The organism is Stenotrophomonas sp. 78350_Sma (assembly GCF_056482105.1).
On the sequence record NZ_CM151182.1, the window covers coordinates 553,978 to 571,490 of the forward strand.

14 protein-coding genes are annotated in these 17,513 nt (G+C 64.9%); 11 read left to right on the forward strand and 3 right to left on the reverse strand.

The genetic code is table 11. The features are described from left to right. Window positions 1–476: 476 nt before the first annotated feature. The gene (locus ACZK4H_RS02445; RefSeq protein ID WP_099552598.1) at window positions 477–1,898 is read right to left on the reverse strand and encodes a DEAD/DEAH box helicase; all 1,422 of its coding nucleotides are present in this window, start codon (window positions 1,896–1,898) and stop codon (window positions 477–479) included. Window positions 1,899–2,759: 861 nt separating this feature from the next. Between ACZK4H_RS02445 and ACZK4H_RS02450 the strand changes: the two genes are divergently transcribed. Together ACZK4H_RS02450 and maiA are read left to right on the forward strand one after the other, a co-directional pair. Beyond that, window positions 2,760–3,749: a fumarylacetoacetate hydrolase family protein gene (locus ACZK4H_RS02450; protein ID WP_099490736.1), complete on the forward strand. Its 990-nt coding sequence runs from the start codon at window positions 2,760–2,762 to the stop codon at window positions 3,747–3,749. A 14-nt stretch (window positions 3,750–3,763) separates the two neighbouring features. Next, a complete protein-coding gene (gene maiA / locus ACZK4H_RS02455) occupies window positions 3,764–4,447 on the forward strand; it encodes a maleylacetoacetate isomerase (RefSeq protein WP_099551438.1) in 684 nt (227 codons plus the stop codon). A gap of 76 nt (window positions 4,448–4,523) precedes the next feature. On the opposite strand, the gene ACZK4H_RS02460 is transcribed toward maiA, so the two are convergent. Next, window positions 4,524–5,651: a PilT/PilU family type 4a pilus ATPase gene (locus ACZK4H_RS02460; protein ID WP_099551436.1), complete on the reverse strand. Its 1,128-nt coding sequence runs from the start codon at window positions 5,649–5,651 to the stop codon at window positions 4,524–4,526. A 121-nt stretch (window positions 5,652–5,772) separates the two neighbouring features. Between ACZK4H_RS02460 and ACZK4H_RS02465 the strand changes: the two genes are divergently transcribed. The 9 genes from ACZK4H_RS02465 to galE all read left to right on the forward strand — a co-directional run bounded on the left by ACZK4H_RS02465 (window position 5,773) and on the right by galE (window position 16,283). Further along, window positions 5,773–6,138 carry a DUF4398 domain-containing protein gene (locus tag ACZK4H_RS02465; protein WP_005407961.1) on the forward strand — a complete coding sequence of 122 codons (366 nt, stop codon included), beginning with the start codon at window positions 5,773–5,775 and terminating at the stop codon, window positions 6,136–6,138. Beyond that, window positions 6,135–7,019 (forward strand): OmpA family protein, encoded by an 885-nt coding sequence (locus ACZK4H_RS02470; RefSeq protein WP_005407962.1) that lies wholly within the window; start codon window positions 6,135–6,137, stop codon window positions 7,017–7,019. The genes ACZK4H_RS02465 and ACZK4H_RS02470 overlap by 4 nt, the downstream gene beginning before the upstream one ends. 324 nt (window positions 7,020–7,343) lie before the next feature. After that, window positions 7,344–7,580: an HP1242/YdcH family protein gene (locus ACZK4H_RS02475; RefSeq protein ID WP_005407964.1), complete on the forward strand. Its 237-nt coding sequence runs from the start codon at window positions 7,344–7,346 to the stop codon at window positions 7,578–7,580. 300 nt (window positions 7,581–7,880) lie between these two features. Further along, a complete protein-coding gene (locus ACZK4H_RS02480; protein WP_099551435.1) occupies window positions 7,881–9,251 on the forward strand; it encodes a pyridoxal-phosphate dependent enzyme in 1,371 nt (456 codons plus the stop codon). A 123-nt stretch (window positions 9,252–9,374) separates the two neighbouring features. Further along, entirely contained in the window at window positions 9,375–10,550 is a 1,176-nt protein-coding gene (locus tag ACZK4H_RS02485) for a cystathionine gamma-synthase (protein ID WP_099551434.1), read from the forward strand. Between the two features lie 31 nt (window positions 10,551–10,581). Next, window positions 10,582–11,445, forward strand: a complete 864-nt coding sequence (locus ACZK4H_RS02490) for an ABC transporter permease (RefSeq protein ID WP_097048414.1) — start codon at window positions 10,582–10,584, stop codon at window positions 11,443–11,445. Continuing rightward, window positions 11,435–12,862, forward strand: coding sequence for an ABC transporter ATP-binding protein (locus ACZK4H_RS02495; RefSeq protein ID WP_099551433.1), 1,428 nt, complete (start codon window positions 11,435–11,437; stop codon window positions 12,860–12,862). The genes ACZK4H_RS02490 and ACZK4H_RS02495 overlap by 11 nt, the downstream gene beginning before the upstream one ends. 16 nt (window positions 12,863–12,878) lie before the next feature. Next, entirely contained in the window at window positions 12,879–15,227 is a 2,349-nt protein-coding gene (locus ACZK4H_RS02500) for a class I SAM-dependent methyltransferase (protein WP_478473049.1), read from the forward strand. 42 nt (window positions 15,228–15,269) lie between these two features. Continuing rightward, the gene (gene galE, locus ACZK4H_RS02505) at window positions 15,270–16,283 is read left to right on the forward strand and encodes a UDP-glucose 4-epimerase GalE (RefSeq protein ID WP_099551431.1); all 1,014 of its coding nucleotides are present in this window, start codon (window positions 15,270–15,272) and stop codon (window positions 16,281–16,283) included. 25 nt (window positions 16,284–16,308) lie between these two features. Here the strand turns inward: galE and ACZK4H_RS02510 are convergent, their stop codons facing one another. After that, entirely contained in the window at window positions 16,309–17,508 is a 1,200-nt protein-coding gene (locus ACZK4H_RS02510) for a glycosyltransferase family 4 protein (RefSeq protein WP_099551430.1), read from the reverse strand. Between the last annotated feature and the right edge of the window lie 5 nt (window positions 17,509–17,513).

The window sequence follows — 17,513 nt, forward strand, 5'->3', positions numbered from 1 at the left end:
TACGTCCATGTAAGCTCGATCGGCGCATCCATGCGCCTCACGGTCCTGCGCAGCCCGCCCGGCCTCCCCTCGACAGTTTCCTGCGGGCGCGGATGCATCGAACCCCAAGGCGGGAGCAAGGGCAAAAGCAAAAGCAAAGCCAGGAATTGCGACTTCGGCTTTTGCCTTTGAATTTGAATTTGAATTTGAATTTGATCTTTCTTCTCCCGGCTACCCGGCGGGAGAAGAAGGCGCAGGCAATGCTTGAAGCGGATGGGCATGGGGGCAGCGCAGAACCGTTGGCGCCATGGATGGCGCCATCGAGCTTACATGGACGTATTTACAGCGTGTTCTGCGCTGCCCCCATGCCCATTCGCCCTCGGTACTGCCACCGCGTGCTTTATCACCCGGTAGCCCGCAACAAAAAAGGACGGCGCGTCAGCGCCGTCCCCCGATAGCCCCCGCGCAGCGGGAAGCACCATCCATGTCAGCTGGGATCAGCCGGCGCGACCGCCGCCGTTGCCGCCCTGGCCACGACCACGGCCGCCACCATTGCCACCACCGCCACGACGCTGGCCCTGACCGGCGCCCGCACCGGCACGCTGCTGGCCATTGCCACCGCCCTCGCGACGGCCGCCACCGGCCTTCTTCGGGCCGGCATGTGCGTGGCGCGGCGCATCACCGTGCGGACGACGTGCGTGGCTCTTGCGCGGTGCGCGCTCGCCGGTATCGTGCTCGGCCTTGCCCGGTGCACTGTTGCCCCAGCGGATCGGCGTCTGCAGCTCGAAGCCCGGCACGTCGCGGATGTCCATGTCACGGCCAAGCAGGCGAGTGATCGCACGCAGCAGCTTCACTTCGTCCTGCGCCACCAGCGAAATCGCCTGGCCGGTGGCACCGTTGCGGCCGGTACGACCGATGCGGTGCACGTAGTCCTCGGCCACCATCGGCAGGTCGAAGTTGATCACCTTCGGCAGCTCGTTGATGTCGATGCCGCGCGCGGCGATATCGGTGGCCACCAGCACGGTCACGCGGCCGGCCTTGAAGTCACCCAGTGCACGCAGGCGCTGGCCCTGGCTCTTGTTGCCGTGGATCGCCGCGGTCTTGATGCCGGACTTTTCCAGGAACGTGGCCAGCTTGTCGCTGCCGTGCTTGGTGCGGGCGAAGACCAGGGTCTGCTCGCGGCTGTCCTGCGCCAGCAGGTGCAGCAGCAGGTCACGCTTGCGGCTGCCATCGACCGGGTGCACGCGGTGGGTGATGGTCTCGGCCACGGTGTTCTTTGGCGTCACCTGGATCTGTTCCGGGTTGCGCATGAACTCCAGCGCCAGTTGGCGGATGTTGTCCTCGAAGGTGGCCGAGAACAGCAGGGTCTGGCGGTTCTGCTTCGGCAACTTGGCCAGGATGCGCTTGATCGACGGCAGGAAGCCCATGTCGAGCATGCGGTCGGCTTCGTCCAGGACCAGCAGTTCAATGCCGGACAGGTCGATGCTGCGACGCTCCAGGTGGTCGATCAGGCGGCCCGGGCAGGCCACCAGCAGGTCCACGCCACGGCGCAGGATGTCCAGCTGGTTGCCCATGCCGACGCCACCGTAGATGCAGGCGCTGGGGATGCGCAGGTACTTGCTGTAGCCGCGCAGGCTGTCATGCACCTGGGTGGCCAGCTCGCGGGTCGGGGCCAGGATCAGCGCGCGCGGCTTGCGCGGGCCACTGCGGACTTCCTGCGAGGCGGTGCCCAGGTGCTGCAGCAGCGGCAGGCCGAAGGCGGCGGTCTTGCCGGTGCCGGTCTGTGCACCGGCCAGCAGGTCGCGACCGGCCAGTGCCAGCGGGATCGCCTGCTGCTGGATCGGGGTCGGGTTTTCGTAGCCCTGCTCGGCAAGCGCACGCAGCAGGAAGGGCGCCAGGCCCAGCGATTCAAAAGACATTGAGTTTGCTCCAAGTACAAGAAACGCCTGTCCGAACGGACAGACGGGGGCAGATCAAACTGATCGGCTGACTCGGAGCGTTCCCGTGAACCGCGCTGCGAGAATTGGGTGCAGCCGGCACGGAGCGCAGGCTGGAATGCGTGACGAACGGCGTCGGAGTGGGGGCGGGCGAAGAGGGCGGACCCTGGTCGCCGGCGATCCCGGAGGGAAACGGACGGCCGCTGCAGACTCCGCAAGTCTAAACGATGTTTGAGACTTCACGCAAAAAGGCCTGTTCAGGTAAGGGGTTCTCTCTGCAGGGCTGCGCCCTGCACCCGCAGAGGCCGAAGCAACGGCAAAGGCCGGATTCCTGTGGGTAGGCGGGGTGGGTCCGGTGGCAGGGGACGCTGCAAGTACGTCCATGTAAGCTCGGTCGCCGCATCCATGCGGCTCACGCCCCTGCCACCGGACCCACCCCGCCTTCGACAGTTTTCCGCGATCTGTCAGATCTCATCCGATTTATCTCGATATCTGATGGATTTCGACGATGAATGACGTGGATGTTCGATCCGTCATCGGGAAATTGTCTGGGGGTGGGGCGGTGTGGGTGGGCAGGACCGTTGGCGCCATGGATGGCGCCATCGAGCCCCCATGGATGGGTTCACGGCGTGTCCTGCCCACTCACACCGCCCCGCCCAACCAGCAGAAAACCAGAGCCGTTTTTGACGTTGCCGTTGCCGTTGCATTGAGCAGGTGCAGGGCTGCAAGCCCTGCCGAACCCCTCACTACGGTAGGGTGGGCCGATGCCGCGCTGCAGCTTGGCGTCGCCGCAGATTTGATTACACTTGAAACTTGTTTGCCCACGACTCCGGACACCCACCCATGAAGCTTGGTTCTTTGAAGGAAGGCGGCCGCGACGGCACCCTGATCGTCGTCTCGCGTGACCTGCGCCACGGCGTGCGCGCCACCGGCATTGCCGCCACCCTGCAGCAGGCCCTGGAAGACTGGAGCCATATCGCGCCGCGCCTGAACGCCTTGTACGAATCGCTCAACGCCGGCGACGCCGATGGCGTGTTCGACCTCGACCCGCAGGCACTGGCCGCGCCGATGCCGCGCGCCTATGAATTCGTCGATGGCAGCGCCTACCTGCCGCACGTCGAGCGTGTGCGCCGCGCGCGTGGCGCCGAGGTACCGGAGAGCTTCTACACCGATCCGCTGATGTACCAGGCCACCAGCGCAGGTTTCTACGGCCCGCGTGATGCGGTCAAGGTGGTCAGCGAGGAGTACGGCATCGACCTGGAAGCCGAGATCGTGGTCATCACCGACGACGTGCCGATGGCCGCCACCCCGGAACAGGCGGCGGGCCACATCCAGCTGGTCGGCCTGGTCAACGATGTCTCGCTGCGCAACCTGATCCCGGGCGAGCTGGCCAAGGGCTTCGGCTTCCTGCAGTCCAAGCCGCGTTCGGCGCTGTCGCCGGTGTTCGTCACCCCCGATGAGCTGGGCGCTGCGTGGCAGGACAGCAAGGTGCACCTGCCGCTGCTGACCCACATCAACGGCCAGTGGTTCGGCGCACCGGAAGCCGGCGTGGACATGCAGTTCAACTTCGCCCAGCTGGTCGCGCATGCGGCCAAGACCCGCCCGCTGGGTGCTGGCACCATCGTCGGCTCCGGCACCATCGCCAACGAAGACACCAGCAAGGGTGCGTCGTGCTTCGCCGAGCAGCGCGTGGTCGAAACCCTGCGTGACGGCAAGCCGAGCACGCCGTTCATGTCCTTCGGTGACGTAGTCCGCATCGAGATGCTCGATGCCGCCGGCAACAGCATCTTCGGTGCGATCGAGCAGCGCATCGAACAGGCGGCCAAGCCCTGAGCATGGAGGCGGCGATGGACATCCTGGTTGACGACGGCCCGGTCGACGACGGCATCGTGCTGTACACCTACTGGCGATCCAGCGCCGCCTACCGCGTGCGCATCGGCCTGGAGCTGAAGGGCCTGGCCTGGGAAGCGCGCCCGGTGCACCTGGTGCGCGAGGGCGGCGAGCAGCATCTGGACGCCTATCGCGCGCTCAATCCGCAGCAGCTGGTGCCCACCCTGCTGCACGACGGGCATACGCTGACCCAGTCATTGGCGATCGTCGAGTACCTGGAAGAGCGCTTCCCGCAGGTACCGCTGCTGCCGGCCGACGCTGCCGGCCGCGCGCGGGTGCGGGCGCTGGCTCAGCTGGTGGCCTGCGATATCCATCCGATCAACAACCTGCGGGTGATGCAGTACCTGGAACGCGACCTGGAGCTGCCGGCGGATGCCCGCACGCAGTGGACCCTGCACTGGATCGCCGAGGGCTTCCAGGCAATGGAAGCACTGCTGGCCAACAGCAGCGCTACGGGCACGTTCTGCCACGGCGACCGCCCCGGGCTGGCTGACCTCTGCCTGCTGCCGCAGCTGTACAACGCACACCGCTTCGGCCTGGACCTGGGGCCGTACCCGACCCTGCGCCGCATCGAGGCCGCCTGCCAGGCACTGGACGCCTTCGACCGCGCGCGCCCGGAAAACCAGGCCGACGCCGCCTGAACGAAAAAGGGGACGGAGGGGATTAAGTCGTTTGTGCACTTACGACTTAATCCCCTCCGTCCCCTTTTTCGTGCGGTCAGAAGCCGTGGGTGATGCTGGGGGCGCCGGCCGAGAAATCGGCGTAGGGGTCGTGCTCGCCGCTGCTGCCTTCGGACAGGCGGAACTTCAGCGCCAAGCCATCGCGTGAATCGGCCGCACGCAAGGCTTCCTCCTGCTCGATGGTGCCGGCCTTGGCCAGCCGGAACAGGCACTGGTCGAAACTCTCCATGCCTTCTTCCAGTGAGCCCTCCATCGCCGCCTTGATCTCGTGCACCTGGCCGCGGCGCAGCAGGTCGCGGATCATCGGCGTGTTGAGCAGCACCTCGGTGGCCGGCAGGCGACGGCCGTCCTTGTTCTTTACCAGGCGCTGGCTGATCACCGCACGCAGGTTCAGCGCCAGGTTCATCAGCACGTTCTTGTGCGCGCTTTCCGGGAAGAAGTTGAGGATGCGCTCGATGGTCTGGTCGGCGTTGTTGGAGTGCAGGGTGGCCAGGCACAGGTGGCCGGTCTCGGCGAAGGCGATCGCCGCCTCCATCGTTTCCGCGTCCAGGATCTCGCCGATCAGGATCACGTCCGGTGCTTCACGCATCGCGTTCTTCAGCGCGTTGTGGAAGGCATGGGTGTCCAGCCCGACCTCGCGCTGGTTGACGATCGACATCTTGTGCTTGTGCAGGTACTCGATCGGGTCCTCGATGGTGAGGATGTGACCGGTGGTGGTGCTGTTGCGGTGATCGATCATCGACGCCAGCGAGGTGGACTTGCCGGAGCCGGTGGACCCGACCACCAGCACCAGCCCGCGCGGGGTCATGATGACGTCCTTCAGCACCTGCGGCAGGTTCAGCTCTTCGATGCTCGGGATCCGGCTGCGGATGGCACGGATGACCATGCCGACTTCGCCGCGCTGCTTGAACACATTGACGCGGAAGCGACCGGCATCGGGCAGGGCGATGGCCATGTTGAGTTCCAGCTCGCGCTCGAACTGCGGTACCTGGCCTTCGTCCATCAGCGAGTAGGCGATCTTCTTGACCATGCCCGGCGGCAGGCCGGTATTGCCCAGCGGATAGAGCTTCCCCTCGATCTTGATGTAGACCGGTGCCCCGGTGGTCAGAAACATGTCCGAAGCGTTCTTTTCGGTCATCAGCTTCAGGAAGTAGCCGATATCCATTGCGAATTTTCCCCAACGAAACGGCCGACGCCCGTTGCCAGCACGGTGTCGGCTTGACGACAATGGCCGTGAACCGACAACCGGTACGGCCTCCCCAATGAAACGACTTAGCTTCGCACGAATGCGCCACAGCCTGTATGTGATGGCGTTTGCATTCGCACTGTCTGCCCCCGCCTGGGCGCAGGATGGCGCGATGGAACTGGCCCAGGCCCGGCAGGCGGTCGACAAGGCCACCCAGGCCGATGCCGACCAGTACGCCCCGGACCTGATCGGGCTGGCCCGGCAGGGGCTGGAGCAGGCCCAGCGCGCCGCCGGCGACCGCCGTGAGCGCAAGAACGCCCCGGCAATGGCCCTGCGTGCCGCCGCCGACGCCGACCTTGCCCGCGTGCGCAGCGAGGAAGCCACCGTGACCGCCCAGCTGCAGCTGCGCCGCAACGAGGTCAACCAGCTGCAACGCCAGCTGTCGACCGGGGAGGACCGCCGGTGAAGCCGATGACTGCCGCAACCCTGGCCGCGCTGCTGGCGCTGCCGACCCTGGCCGTGGCCGCCGACAACCCGATGGTGGCGCAGCTGAGCCAGCGCCTGATGGCCATCCAGGCCAACCCGGATACCGCTGAGCTGGGCGCCTTCGAGCGCATGCAGGCCCAGCAGGCCATCGCCACCCTGGACAAGGCCAAGCGCCGCGACCAGGAACTGGCCACCTACCTGGCCGAGCGCCGGGTGGAGATCGCCGAGACGGCCGTGCGTACCGCGCTGGCCGCCCGCGAGGTCGACCGCCTGGAGCGGACCCGCAGCGACCTGCTGATCGAGGCCAGCCGCCGCGACGCCGCGCGCGCCCGCCAGGAAGCCGAACAGCTGCGCATGCAGGCACAGATGCAGGCCGAGGAGGCTGAACGCCTGCGCCAGGCTGCCGAGGCCGAGACCCTGGCCCGCCAGGACGCCGAGAACGCCCTGACCAGCGTAGCCGGCAAGCAGCAGCAGCGCCTCAGCGCCGCCCAGCAGAACGCCGCCAAGCTGGCCCGCGAGGAAGCCGAGCTGGTGTCCGGTCAGAAGCTGCCGGGCTCGAAGTTCGATGGCCGCGGCGAGGTCTTCACCTTCCGTGGCGATGCGTTTGCCGCCGGCGCCTCCAGCCTGTCCGGCGGTGCCCGCAACCAGGCCAAGGCGTTGGCCGAATACCTGAACATCGGCAAGAAGGGCCGCCTGCGCATCGAGGCCTACGACAGTGCCAACGGCGTAGGCCAGAAGCGTGCCGAGGCCCTGCGTGACGCGCTGGTTGCTGCGGGTGTCGCGAGCAACCGGATCCAGCTCGCCGGCAAGAAGGCAGCCTCCACCCAGGCACGTTCGGCCGAGGTCATCATCGCCCCGTAATTGCTTGATATCGTTTGTTTTTCGTTGTGATGAGCATTCAGCCTGAACCCCGCCCCGGCGGGGTTCGGTCTTTTTGACGCAGGGGTCTTGTACCCCGCCTTGAGCAGGCGTAGGGTCAATCGTCCGGGACGCAATGCCGCGGACCGGACGATGGGAGGGCCGGGCCGATGCAAGCAGGGCGCGAACCGCAGCAGATCGACGTGCGCAGGCCAGTGCCGCAGGTCGTTGCAGGCGTCCAGGTGGCCATCGACCGGCGCTCCTCCATGAACAACGCCCCGTGCCTTGCGGCCGGGGCGTTCGTGTATCTGTCGAAGGAGGTCCATCATGTTTGAAGATCAGCCCCAGAGCGAGATCGACGCCCGTCGCGCGCGTGATCCGGAGTTCAGGGCACTCCATGACCAGCACCGCAAGTTGAACAAGAAGTGCATGGACGCGGAGTTGGGTGTACTCCCGATCGATGATGTCACCCTGGGTCGCATGAAGCGCGAGAAGCTGCTGGCCAAGCAACGACTTCTGCGAATGTACGAAACACCGCTCCCAACGACGTCCCCCACGCTTTGACGCACCCCGTCACGCCCGGAACGGCGTGACCCGGCCATCGATGGCCCCGCCGGGCGCTCCTGCCCCGGCATCGCGGCACCGCCGATGAGGCGGCCGCGCCAAGGCACCACAGGCGGTGGTGCCTTGGCCTGCAGGCAAAACTCACCGATGCGGGCGGTACCGGTCTCCTCGTCGATCCGGGGCCGTCCGCATCTCTTTTTGCGGGCTTGTGGGCCGTCGCCGCGCCGACCTGACATTCATCGCCATCCGACGGATAATCACCGGTCCGGCCCTCTGCGGCGCGAACCGAAAGTCCTCCGAATGCCCATTCATTCTTCCGTCCTCGAACTCATCGGCCAGACCCCGATCGTCAAGGCCCAGCGCCTGGACACCGGCGTCTGCGAGCTCTACCTGAAGCTCGAAAGCGCCAACCCGGGCGGATCGATCAAGGATCGCATCGGCCTGTCGATGATCGAGGCGGCGGAGCAGCGCGGCGACCTGAAGCCGGGTGCGACCCTGGTGGAAGGTACCGCCGGCAACACCGGCCTGGGCCTGGCCCTGGTCGCGCAGCAGAAGGGCTACAAGCTGATCCTGGTCGTTCCCGACAAGATGAGCCGCGAGAAGATCTTCAACCTGAAGGCGATGGGCGCCGAAGTACGCTTGACCCGCTCGGACGTGGCCAAGGGCCATCCGGAGTACTACCAGGACCTGGCCAAGACCATCGCCGAGCAGACCCCGGGCGCCTACTTCATCAACCAGTTCGGCAACCCGGACAACCCGGCCGCGCATGAATTCGGTACCGGCCCGGAAATCCTGGAGCAGATGGGCGGCGATCTGGACGCCATCGTGTTCGGCTGCGGCAGCTCCGGCACCATGACCGGCCTGTCGCGCGCGTTCGCCAAGCTGTCGCCGAAGACCGAGCTGGTGCTGGCCGATCCGGTCGGCTCGATCCTGGCCGAGTACATCAACGACGGCAATCTGAACGACAAGTCGGGCAGCTGGCTGGTGGAGGGCATCGGCGAGGACTTCCTGCCGTCGATCTCCGACTTCAGCCGCGTCAGGAAGGCCTATGCCATCAGCGACGCCGAGAGCTTCCACACCGCACGCGAGCTGCTCGGCAAGGAAGGCATCCTGGGTGGCTCGTCCACCGGCACCCTGCTGGCCGCCGGCCTGAAGTACTGCAAGGAGCAGACCACGCCAAAGAAGGTGCTGGTGCTGGTGCCGGATACCGGCAACAAGTACCTGTCGAAGATGTACAACGACTACTGGATGCTGGACAACGGCTTCCTGCAGCGCCCTCAGCACGGCGACCTGCGCGACCTGATCCTGCGCCCGTACGGCCAGCGCGACACCGTGGTGATCGGACCGAACGACCTGCTGACCACCGCCTACCAGCGCATGAAGCTGTACGACGTGTCGCAGCTGCCGGTGATGGACGGTGACCAGCTGGTCGGCATCGTCGACGAAAGCGACGTACTGCTGCACGTCTATGGTGACGAAGCACGCTTCCGCGACACCGTTGCCACGGCGATGGTCAGCAAGCTGGACCGGCTGGACGTGAAGTCGCCGATCGAGGCGCTGCTGCCGGTGTTCGACCGCGGCCAGGTGGCGATCGTGATGGACGGCAATGCCTTCCTGGGCCTGATCACCCGTATCGACCTGCTGAACTACCTGCGCCGTCGCGTGCAGTAAGCCGCTGATCGCAGACGTTCGCTACTGAATCCCGGTTTATCTGCGTCAAAGGTCGTTAAGGCCGCGCTGGTAGACTTCCGCACCTTCGACGGCGCCGAGCTTCGGCGCCCCTCAGGAAAGAACATGTCCAACGCTACTTCCCAGGATCGCGCCCTGGCCCTGGCCACGCTGGCCATCCACGGCGGCCAGTCGCCAGACCCCAGCACCGGCGCGGTGATGCCGCCGATCTACGCCACCTCGACCTATGCGCAGTCCAGCCCGGGCGAGCACCAGGGCTTCGAGTACTCGCGTACCCACAACCCGACCCGCTTCGCCTACGAGCGTTGCGTGGCGTCGCTGGAAGGCGGCACCCGCGGCTTCGCCTTCGCCTCGGGCATGGCGGCCAGCTCGACCGTGATCGAACTGCTGGACGCCGGCAGCCACGTGGTGGCGATGGATGACATCTACGGCGGCAGCTTCCGCCTGTTCGAGCGCGTGCGTCGCCGCACCGCCGGGCTGGATTTCAGCTTCGTCGACCTGACCGATCTGGCGGCCTTTGAAGCGTCCATCACGCCGAAGACGAAGATGGTGTGGATCGAGACCCCGACCAACCCGATGCTGAAGATCGTGGACATCGCCGCGGTCGCCGCCATCGCCAAGCGCCATGGGCTGATCGTGGTGGTCGACAACACCTTCGCCTCGCCGATGCTGCAGCGTCCGCTGGAGATGGGGGCGGACCTGGTGCTGCATTCGGCCACCAAGTACCTCAACGGCCACTCGGACATGGTCGGTGGCATGGTGGTGGTCGGCGACAACGCCGAACTGGCCGAGCAGATGGCCTTCCTGCAGAACTCGGTGGGTGGCGTGCAGGGTCCGTTCGACAGCTTCCTGGCCCTGCGTGGCCTGAAGACCCTGCCGCTGCGCATGAAGGCGCATTGCGCCAACGCGCTGGCCCTGGCCCAGTGGCTGGAAAAGCACCCGGCGGTGGAGAAGGTGATCTACCCGGGCCTGCCGTCGCACCCGCAGCATGAGCTGGCGGGCAGGCAGATGGCCGGCTACGGCGGCATCGTCTCGATCGTGCTGAAGGGCGGTTTCGAGGCGGCCAAGCGCTTCTGCGAGAAGACCGAGCTGTTCACCCTGGCCGAGTCGCTGGGCGGCGTGGAAAGCCTGGTCAACCACCCGGCGGTGATGACGCATGCGTCGATCCCGGTGGCGCGCCGCGAACAGCTGGGCATCAGCGATGCGCTGGTGCGGCTGAGCGTGGGCGTGGAGGATCTGGGGGATCTGCAGGTGGATCTGGAGAGGGCGCTGGGCGCGTGACACAGCGGCCAGCCCCGGAGTACACACATCGATGAAAGACGTTGTCGTCCATACACCGAACTCGATTTCCGAGCGTACCAACCTTTTCAATGCGCCCAGGAAGCTGGCGCGGAGCATCTGGATCCATCGCAGCCTGATCGTGCAGATGACCCGGCGTGAAGTGACCGGGCGTTACAAGGGGTCGTTGCTCGGCCTGGCGTGGTCGTTCTTCAACCCGTTGCTGATGCTGGTCATCTATACGTTCTTCTTCTCGGTGATCTTCAACGCCCGCTGGGGCACTGATGCCCCGGGCGGCAAGGCTGCATTCGCGATCATCCTGTTCTCCGGCCTGATCATGCATACCTTCCTGGCCGAATGCATCAACCGTGCTCCCGGTCTGATCGTGGGCAATGTGAACTATGTCAAGCGCGTCGTGTTTCCATTGGAGATTCTTACGCTGATCTCGATGGGCTCGGCGCTGTTCCACGCGGCGATCAGTCTCCTGGCGTTGTTTGCCGCGCAGCTGGCCTTCATGCAGGAGATGCACTGGACGGTGGTGTTCCTGCCGTTGGTGATGTTGCCCCTGGTCCTTGCGGCCATGGGCCTGTCATGGATCCTGGCCTCACTGGGCGTGTTCGTCCGTGACGTGGGGCAGATGACCGGTACGGTGATGACGATCCTGCTGTTCCTGTCACCGGTGTTCTATCCCATCAGTGCGCTTCCCGAGAAATACCGTGGCTGGCTGATGCTCAATCCGCTGACCTTCATCATCGAGAATGCGCGCAAGGTGATCGTGTTTGGAACCTATCCTGACTTCCGACAGCTGCTGGTGGGTACGGTGATCGCCGGTGTTGTTGCCATATTCGGCTTCTGGTGGTTCCAGAAGACCAGGAAGGGGTTTGCCGATGTCCTCTGATGAAGTAGCAATCAGTGTCCGTGGCGTCAGCAAGCGCTATGAGATGTATGACACTCCGCGTCAGCGGCTCAAGCAGTTCTTCGTGCCGGCACTTAACCGTGTCTCGCCGGGCCTTTGCCGCGACCAGTTCCGTGAGTTCTGGGCGCTGCGCGACATCGATTTCGAGGTCAAGCGCGGTGAGGCGGTTGGCATCGTTGGTCGCAACGGCAGCGGCAAGAGCACGCTGTTGCAGATCATCACAGGTACGTTGTCGCCGACCACTGGTGAAGTTCGCACCAGCGGGCGCATCGCGGCGCTGCTGGAGCTCGGGTCGGGCTTCAATCACGAGTACTCCGGACGTGAGAACGTTTATCTCAACGGCGCACTGCTGGGCCTGACACCGGCCGAGATCGACGAGAAGTTTGATGCCATCGCCGGGTTCGCCGATATCGGCGACCACCTGGAACAACCCGTCAAGACCTACTCCAGCGGCATGCTGGTGCGCCTGGCGTTCGCCGTGCAGGTGCAGCTGCGGCCGGACATCCTGATCGTTGACGAAGCCCTGGCCGTGGGTGACGCGCTGTTCCAGAAGCGCTGCTTCCAGCAGATCGAGCGCCTCGTCAGTGACGGCGTATCGTTGCTGTTCGTTTCCCACGATCAGGAATCGGTGCGCACCTTGACCAATCGGGCGCTGCTGTTGCGCGATGGCCGGCAGATCGGCTGGGGAACGTCTTCGGAAGTGATCGTGAGCTACCGGCGACTGCTGCATGAGGAGGAGTCGCGCTACTTCTCGTCATTGACCGAGAAGATCGCGGCGTCGGCAGCCCTCCACAAGCAGGAATCGGAGCCCTCGCTTCCCGTGCTGCCCCTCGACACGCAGGCCGATGCGGCTTCGTCGCCGCCGGTCAGAGAGGAAGAGGTGGCCCAGGGCGCACGCTCGGGCAACATGTCCTTCGGCGACCAGCAGGCCTTCGTGGTGAAGGTGGAGACGCTGGACGAGGCGGGTGACAACGTATCCGTGTACTACCCCTCGCAGCGCATCACCATTCGTGTCGAATGCGAGAGTCGTGTCGCGATCAGCAATTTGAATGTCGGAATCCGCATTCGAAACAAGGAAGGCTTCAAGATCTATTCGTGGGGCACCCTGAATCAGGACATGAAGCGCCTGGCAGGCCTGGCAGAGGGCGAGGTCTTCTGGAACCGCCAGTTCGCCGCGGGGGAGAGGTTCAGCGTCACGTTCACCTGCGATTGCGATCTCGGTGTCAATCTGTATGAAATCCAGGCCGCCGTGTCGTTTGAAGAGCGGCCGGACTACACCAGCCAGCGCATACTGCACTGGATGGATGAAGCGGCGTTCTTCCAGGTGCTGATGCGCAGGGACGAGCATTTCTTTGGCGGTGTCATCGACCTGAGGATGCAGGCCGATTGGGATCGTTAGCGATGGGTGTGTGGACATGGGTGAGAACGAGAGCGTAGCGGTCTACCAGCTGCGTTGGGACCGGTGCTGGAGTGCCGGAGTGGAGGATGACCATCCGGCAATTGCTGCGTTCGCGCAGACCATCCTGGCCACTGCCGGTGCAGGCAGGGTGCTGGATGTTGGCTGTGGCCGCGGCGGGCTGGTCACCGAGCTGCTCAAGCAGGGCCTGGACGCCCATGGTGTCGACGTATCACAGGTCGCGATCACTGCTGCGCAGCAACGTGCGCCGGATCGCTTCATCTGCGCCGCAGCAACGTCACTGCCCTATCCCGATGGTCATTTCGATTGTGTCGTGGCCAACGGCCTCATCGAGTATCTGGATGAAGTGGATGTGCCGAGCGTGCTCTCCGAGCTGCGGCGGATCTGCCGAGGGCCGCTGCTGGTGCGCGTGCAGGTGTCGGCGGTCGTGGCGGAGGGCGATGGCCGGCAGGTCATTCAGGGGCGCAGCTGGTGGGAGCAGAAGTGCTTCGACGCAGGCTTCCGCAAGCACCCCGGCTACTTCGACCTGATCAACTTCGAGTCGCTGAATTTCGACGATGGTGTGATTCTGCTGGCGCTGGAGGCGATGCCCACCGTGGTGGGCGATGCAATGCACGACTCCTGCTGCAGCACGGGTATCGCGGCAGACGCTGAACTCTACAAGTACCACTGGGCGGCCGGTTATGTACGGCCGGGTGACCGGGTGCTGGACCTGGCGGCAGCGACTGGAGCAGGCAGCTATCTGCTGTCGCGCCGCTCCGAAGCGGACACGCTGTACTGCGTGATCGATCCCGCCGCACGCATGTTCTTTGAAGCGGCCTACGCCGCGGTGGAGCCCCGTCTTCGCCCGACGCTGGCCGGCGCAGCGCCTGAAGTCGATTTTGTCGCGGCGCTTGGTGAACCGGTGACGCGCGGGACGCTGGAGGGCCTGCTGGGCTCCCTGCAGGATGGGGTCTCGCCTGGAGGTCGCGTACTGCTGTCGCTGCTGGCTGACGGAGGCGACGCTGCCGAGTCATGGCCCGAGCTGCAGGATCTGCTCCCGCCCGGCTGGTACCTGGAACAGGCCTTCAGCCTGCTCGGTGGCATTCCCCGGGGCAGGGGCGGTGCGGTCCGTGCATTTTCTCCCTGCGGGCTGGAGTCCGCGGTCACGGTGCCGAAGGATGCCGAGTTGTTGCTGGTCGTGATGCGGGATCCGCTGGCGACAGGGTTCATCTACCGCGAATCAGTGTATGGATCCAGTGACAGGCCGGCTGAAGTACTGGAATTCGCCCGCGACTATCGAAATCCCTGGCTGCTGCGTGCGCTGGTGGAGTTCCCGTTCCGCGCACGCAATCCGCAGGTACTCGCCGATATTGCCCGGCGCGTGCTGGGGGAGCCTGCGAACGAGGGTGCCCCGGACGTGGCGGCTGCATTGGCGGTGCTCGGCTACCAGATGCTTGAGCGTCAGGAGCTGGCAGCCACGGAGGTCAGTGCCCTCGTCACGCGGATGGCGGAGCACCTGGACCGCGCCATCCCGTCGCCACACGCGGTGCGCTGGTCGATCTCGCTGCGCTATCTGTGCGCGTCCCTGCTGCGTCGTATCGGTGACCTGGAGGGGGCGCTGGAAGCGCTTGATGTGGTTGTCGCCGTTGACTGGCGCTCGTTCAGCCCGACCATCGGTACCAAGATTGTCGATGCTGCCTACGAGGCCGGACAGCTGCTGGCCGCGGCCGGTAGGCTGGAGCAGGCCCGGGCCCGTTGGCGCATGGCCAGTGAAGTCGCGTTCGAGATGCTTGCGTGTGGGCATGAGGCCTACCTGGGTGATTCGCAGCAGCCACAGCAGTTCGCGTCGATCGTCGGCGTGGAACTTCTGGACTCGGCAACGCGCAGCATCAAGGCGCTGCGCTGGTCCTCTCCGGCGCGGCAAATGCCCCAGGAGCGGCTGCTCGAGCAGAGCCGGCAATGCTGGAAATGGATGATCCGCGAGCGTACCGACGCGATCGCATCCCAGGCGCGCCTGCTGGACCAGCGTTGGCAGATCCAGCAGTCGCTGGACCAGATGGTGTCCGAACGGGACGTTGCCATTCGGGCGCTGGAGCGGATGGTGTCCGAGCGGGATGAGGCCATCACCTCGCTCGACCGGATGGTTTCCGAACGTGACGAGGTGATTCAATCCCAGGGACACCTGATCGATGTCCGCGATGAATCGATCCGTTCGATGACTGCCTTGATCGACGCGCGCGATGAGGCCCTGCAGGGGCAGACCGACCTCCTGGAAGCGCGCTGGAAGGTGATGACCCATATGGATACCGAAATCGCGGCGCGTGACCAGATCATTGCGAGCCTCAACCAGAAGCTCGGCAAGTAGTCCATCCCAACGGCAAGTACGAAGAAATAAGGAAGAACAAGGATGAAGATCCTGGTAACTGGCGGCACCGGCTACATCGGCTCGCACACGTGCGTGAAGCTGGTCGAGCAGGGTTACGATGTCTGCCTGGTGGACAATCTCTGCAACTCGTCGGCACGTGTGGTAGACCAGCTGGCCAGGATCATCGGCTTCACTCCCGAATTCCATCAGATGGACATCCGCGAGCCGGCGTTCGCCGAGCTGCTGCGCAGCAGCGGTGCCGAGGCGGTGATCCATTTCGCCGCGCTCAAGTCGGTGGCCCAGTCGGTCGCCGATCCGCTTTCCTACTTCGACAACAACATCACCGGCACCCTGTGCCTGCTGCGGGCCATGAAGGACGCAGGTGTCGGCAAACTCGTGTTCAGTTCATCGGCCACGGTCTATGGCGATGGCAACACCTCGCCGATCACCGAGTCGGCTGGCCTTGGTGCGGTCAATCCCTATGGCCGTACCAAGCTGGTGATGGAACAGATGATCGGCGATCTGACCGCCTCCATGCCGGAGTTCGGGGCAGCGCTGCTGCGCTACTTCAACCCGGTCGGTGCCCACGAGAGCGGATTGATCGGCGAGGATCCCAACGGCCCGCCGAACAATCTGATGCCCTACATCTCGCAGGTTGCGATTGGCCGTCGTGCCGCATTGAACGTGTTCGGCAATGACTATCCCACCAGTGACGGTACGGGAGTGCGCGACTACGTGCATGTGGTCGACCTGGCCGAGGCCCATGTACGTGCCATCGATGCCCTGCAGAAACACCCGCGGGGCTTCACCGTGAACCTGGGAACGGGGCGCGGCTATAGCGTGCTTGAGGTGGTGCATGCATTCGAGCGGGCGTCGGGCCAGAGCATCGCGGTGGACTTCGCGCCGCGCCGGGAAGGTGACGTGGCCGAGTGCTTTGCTGATACGGGCCTGGCCGAGCAGTTGCTGGGCTGGAAGGCGCAGTTCGACCTGCAGCGCATGTGTGAGGACAGCTGGCGCTGGCAGACGCAGTATCCGAGAGGCTACCAGGACGCTTGATCAGCGTCCTGGGTGGTGGGCTGGTTCAGAACCAGCCCTCGCCGATGTAGCGGCACCACTGACGGAAGTCGTGGATGGCGCGGATGCGGTACAGGCGCGCGCCCACGCGCTTGCGCAGGCTGACATGTTGCGGGATGTGCTTGAGACGCTCGTTCTCGTCGGCAACATAGCGCGCCCAGAAGTGCTCGTTACGTTCGCGCAGTTCGATGCGGTCGACCGCGGGCATCGTGTGCATCTGGCGAAGCACTGCCTCGAACTGGGTCGAGGAGGTATCCCAATCGGGCCAGGCCTCGGCTGTGGCAATCGCGTTGTGCTTCAGTCGCTGGAGTTCGTCCGGAGAGTCCTTCAGCAGATTCAGCGCATTGACCACGCCGGCCTCGTCGTCACGCTGCAGGACCAGGGCGTTCTCGCCATTGCGGATGTACTCGTCGTGGCCGGTGACGTTGTAGACGATCGCGGTGCCGCCGCAGTGGAACATCTCCAGAGGCGGCCCGAACATGCCCTCGACATAGCTCAGCTTGACGATCACATCGCACGAGCGGTAGATCGCGGGAACCTGGTCAATCGGAACCCTTGAGAACAGGCGGTCGACTCCCGGGTACCAGCGCAACTGGCTGGACGTCAGCAGCCAGGTCTGATCGGCACGGCTGGTCCTGGCCAGTTTCAGGCTGCGGCCGACGTTCTTGAAGAACACGCCGAAGGGTCCTTCGACCAGCACGCGCAGATCGCGACCACGCGGTGCGTGGGTCGGGCCGTCCAGGCGGTAGAGGTCCTTGCGGATGCCATTGCGCACCAGGCGGGCATCGTTGCCGTGGCGTTCCTGCAGGTGCTCCTGGATCCAGGTCGCCTCGGTGACGACCGGCAGCCCCAGATCGTAGGTGCTGTCGACCAGCGACTGCAGCGGTCGTTCCGCGTCCGGGTAGAAGCGCGATTCGATGGACTGCACGAAGTAGGCATACTGGTCGGCATTGATCTTGTGCAGTTCGGTGGCGGTACGCCACCAGGTGGCGATCGCCAGGTCGAAGTGCTCTTCACCCAGGTCCCAGATCTGCACGATCCGCAGGACATCAAGCGCGGGGTGCCATTTGCGCTGGCTCGCGACATAGGGGTACTGCAGGACCAGGGTGACGTCATGCCCTTCCTGGATCGCATGCAGTGCATGCTGGAACACCACGTAAGTACCACCGCTGATGTCGGCAGAGCCGACAAAGAACGCAATTTTCATTCATG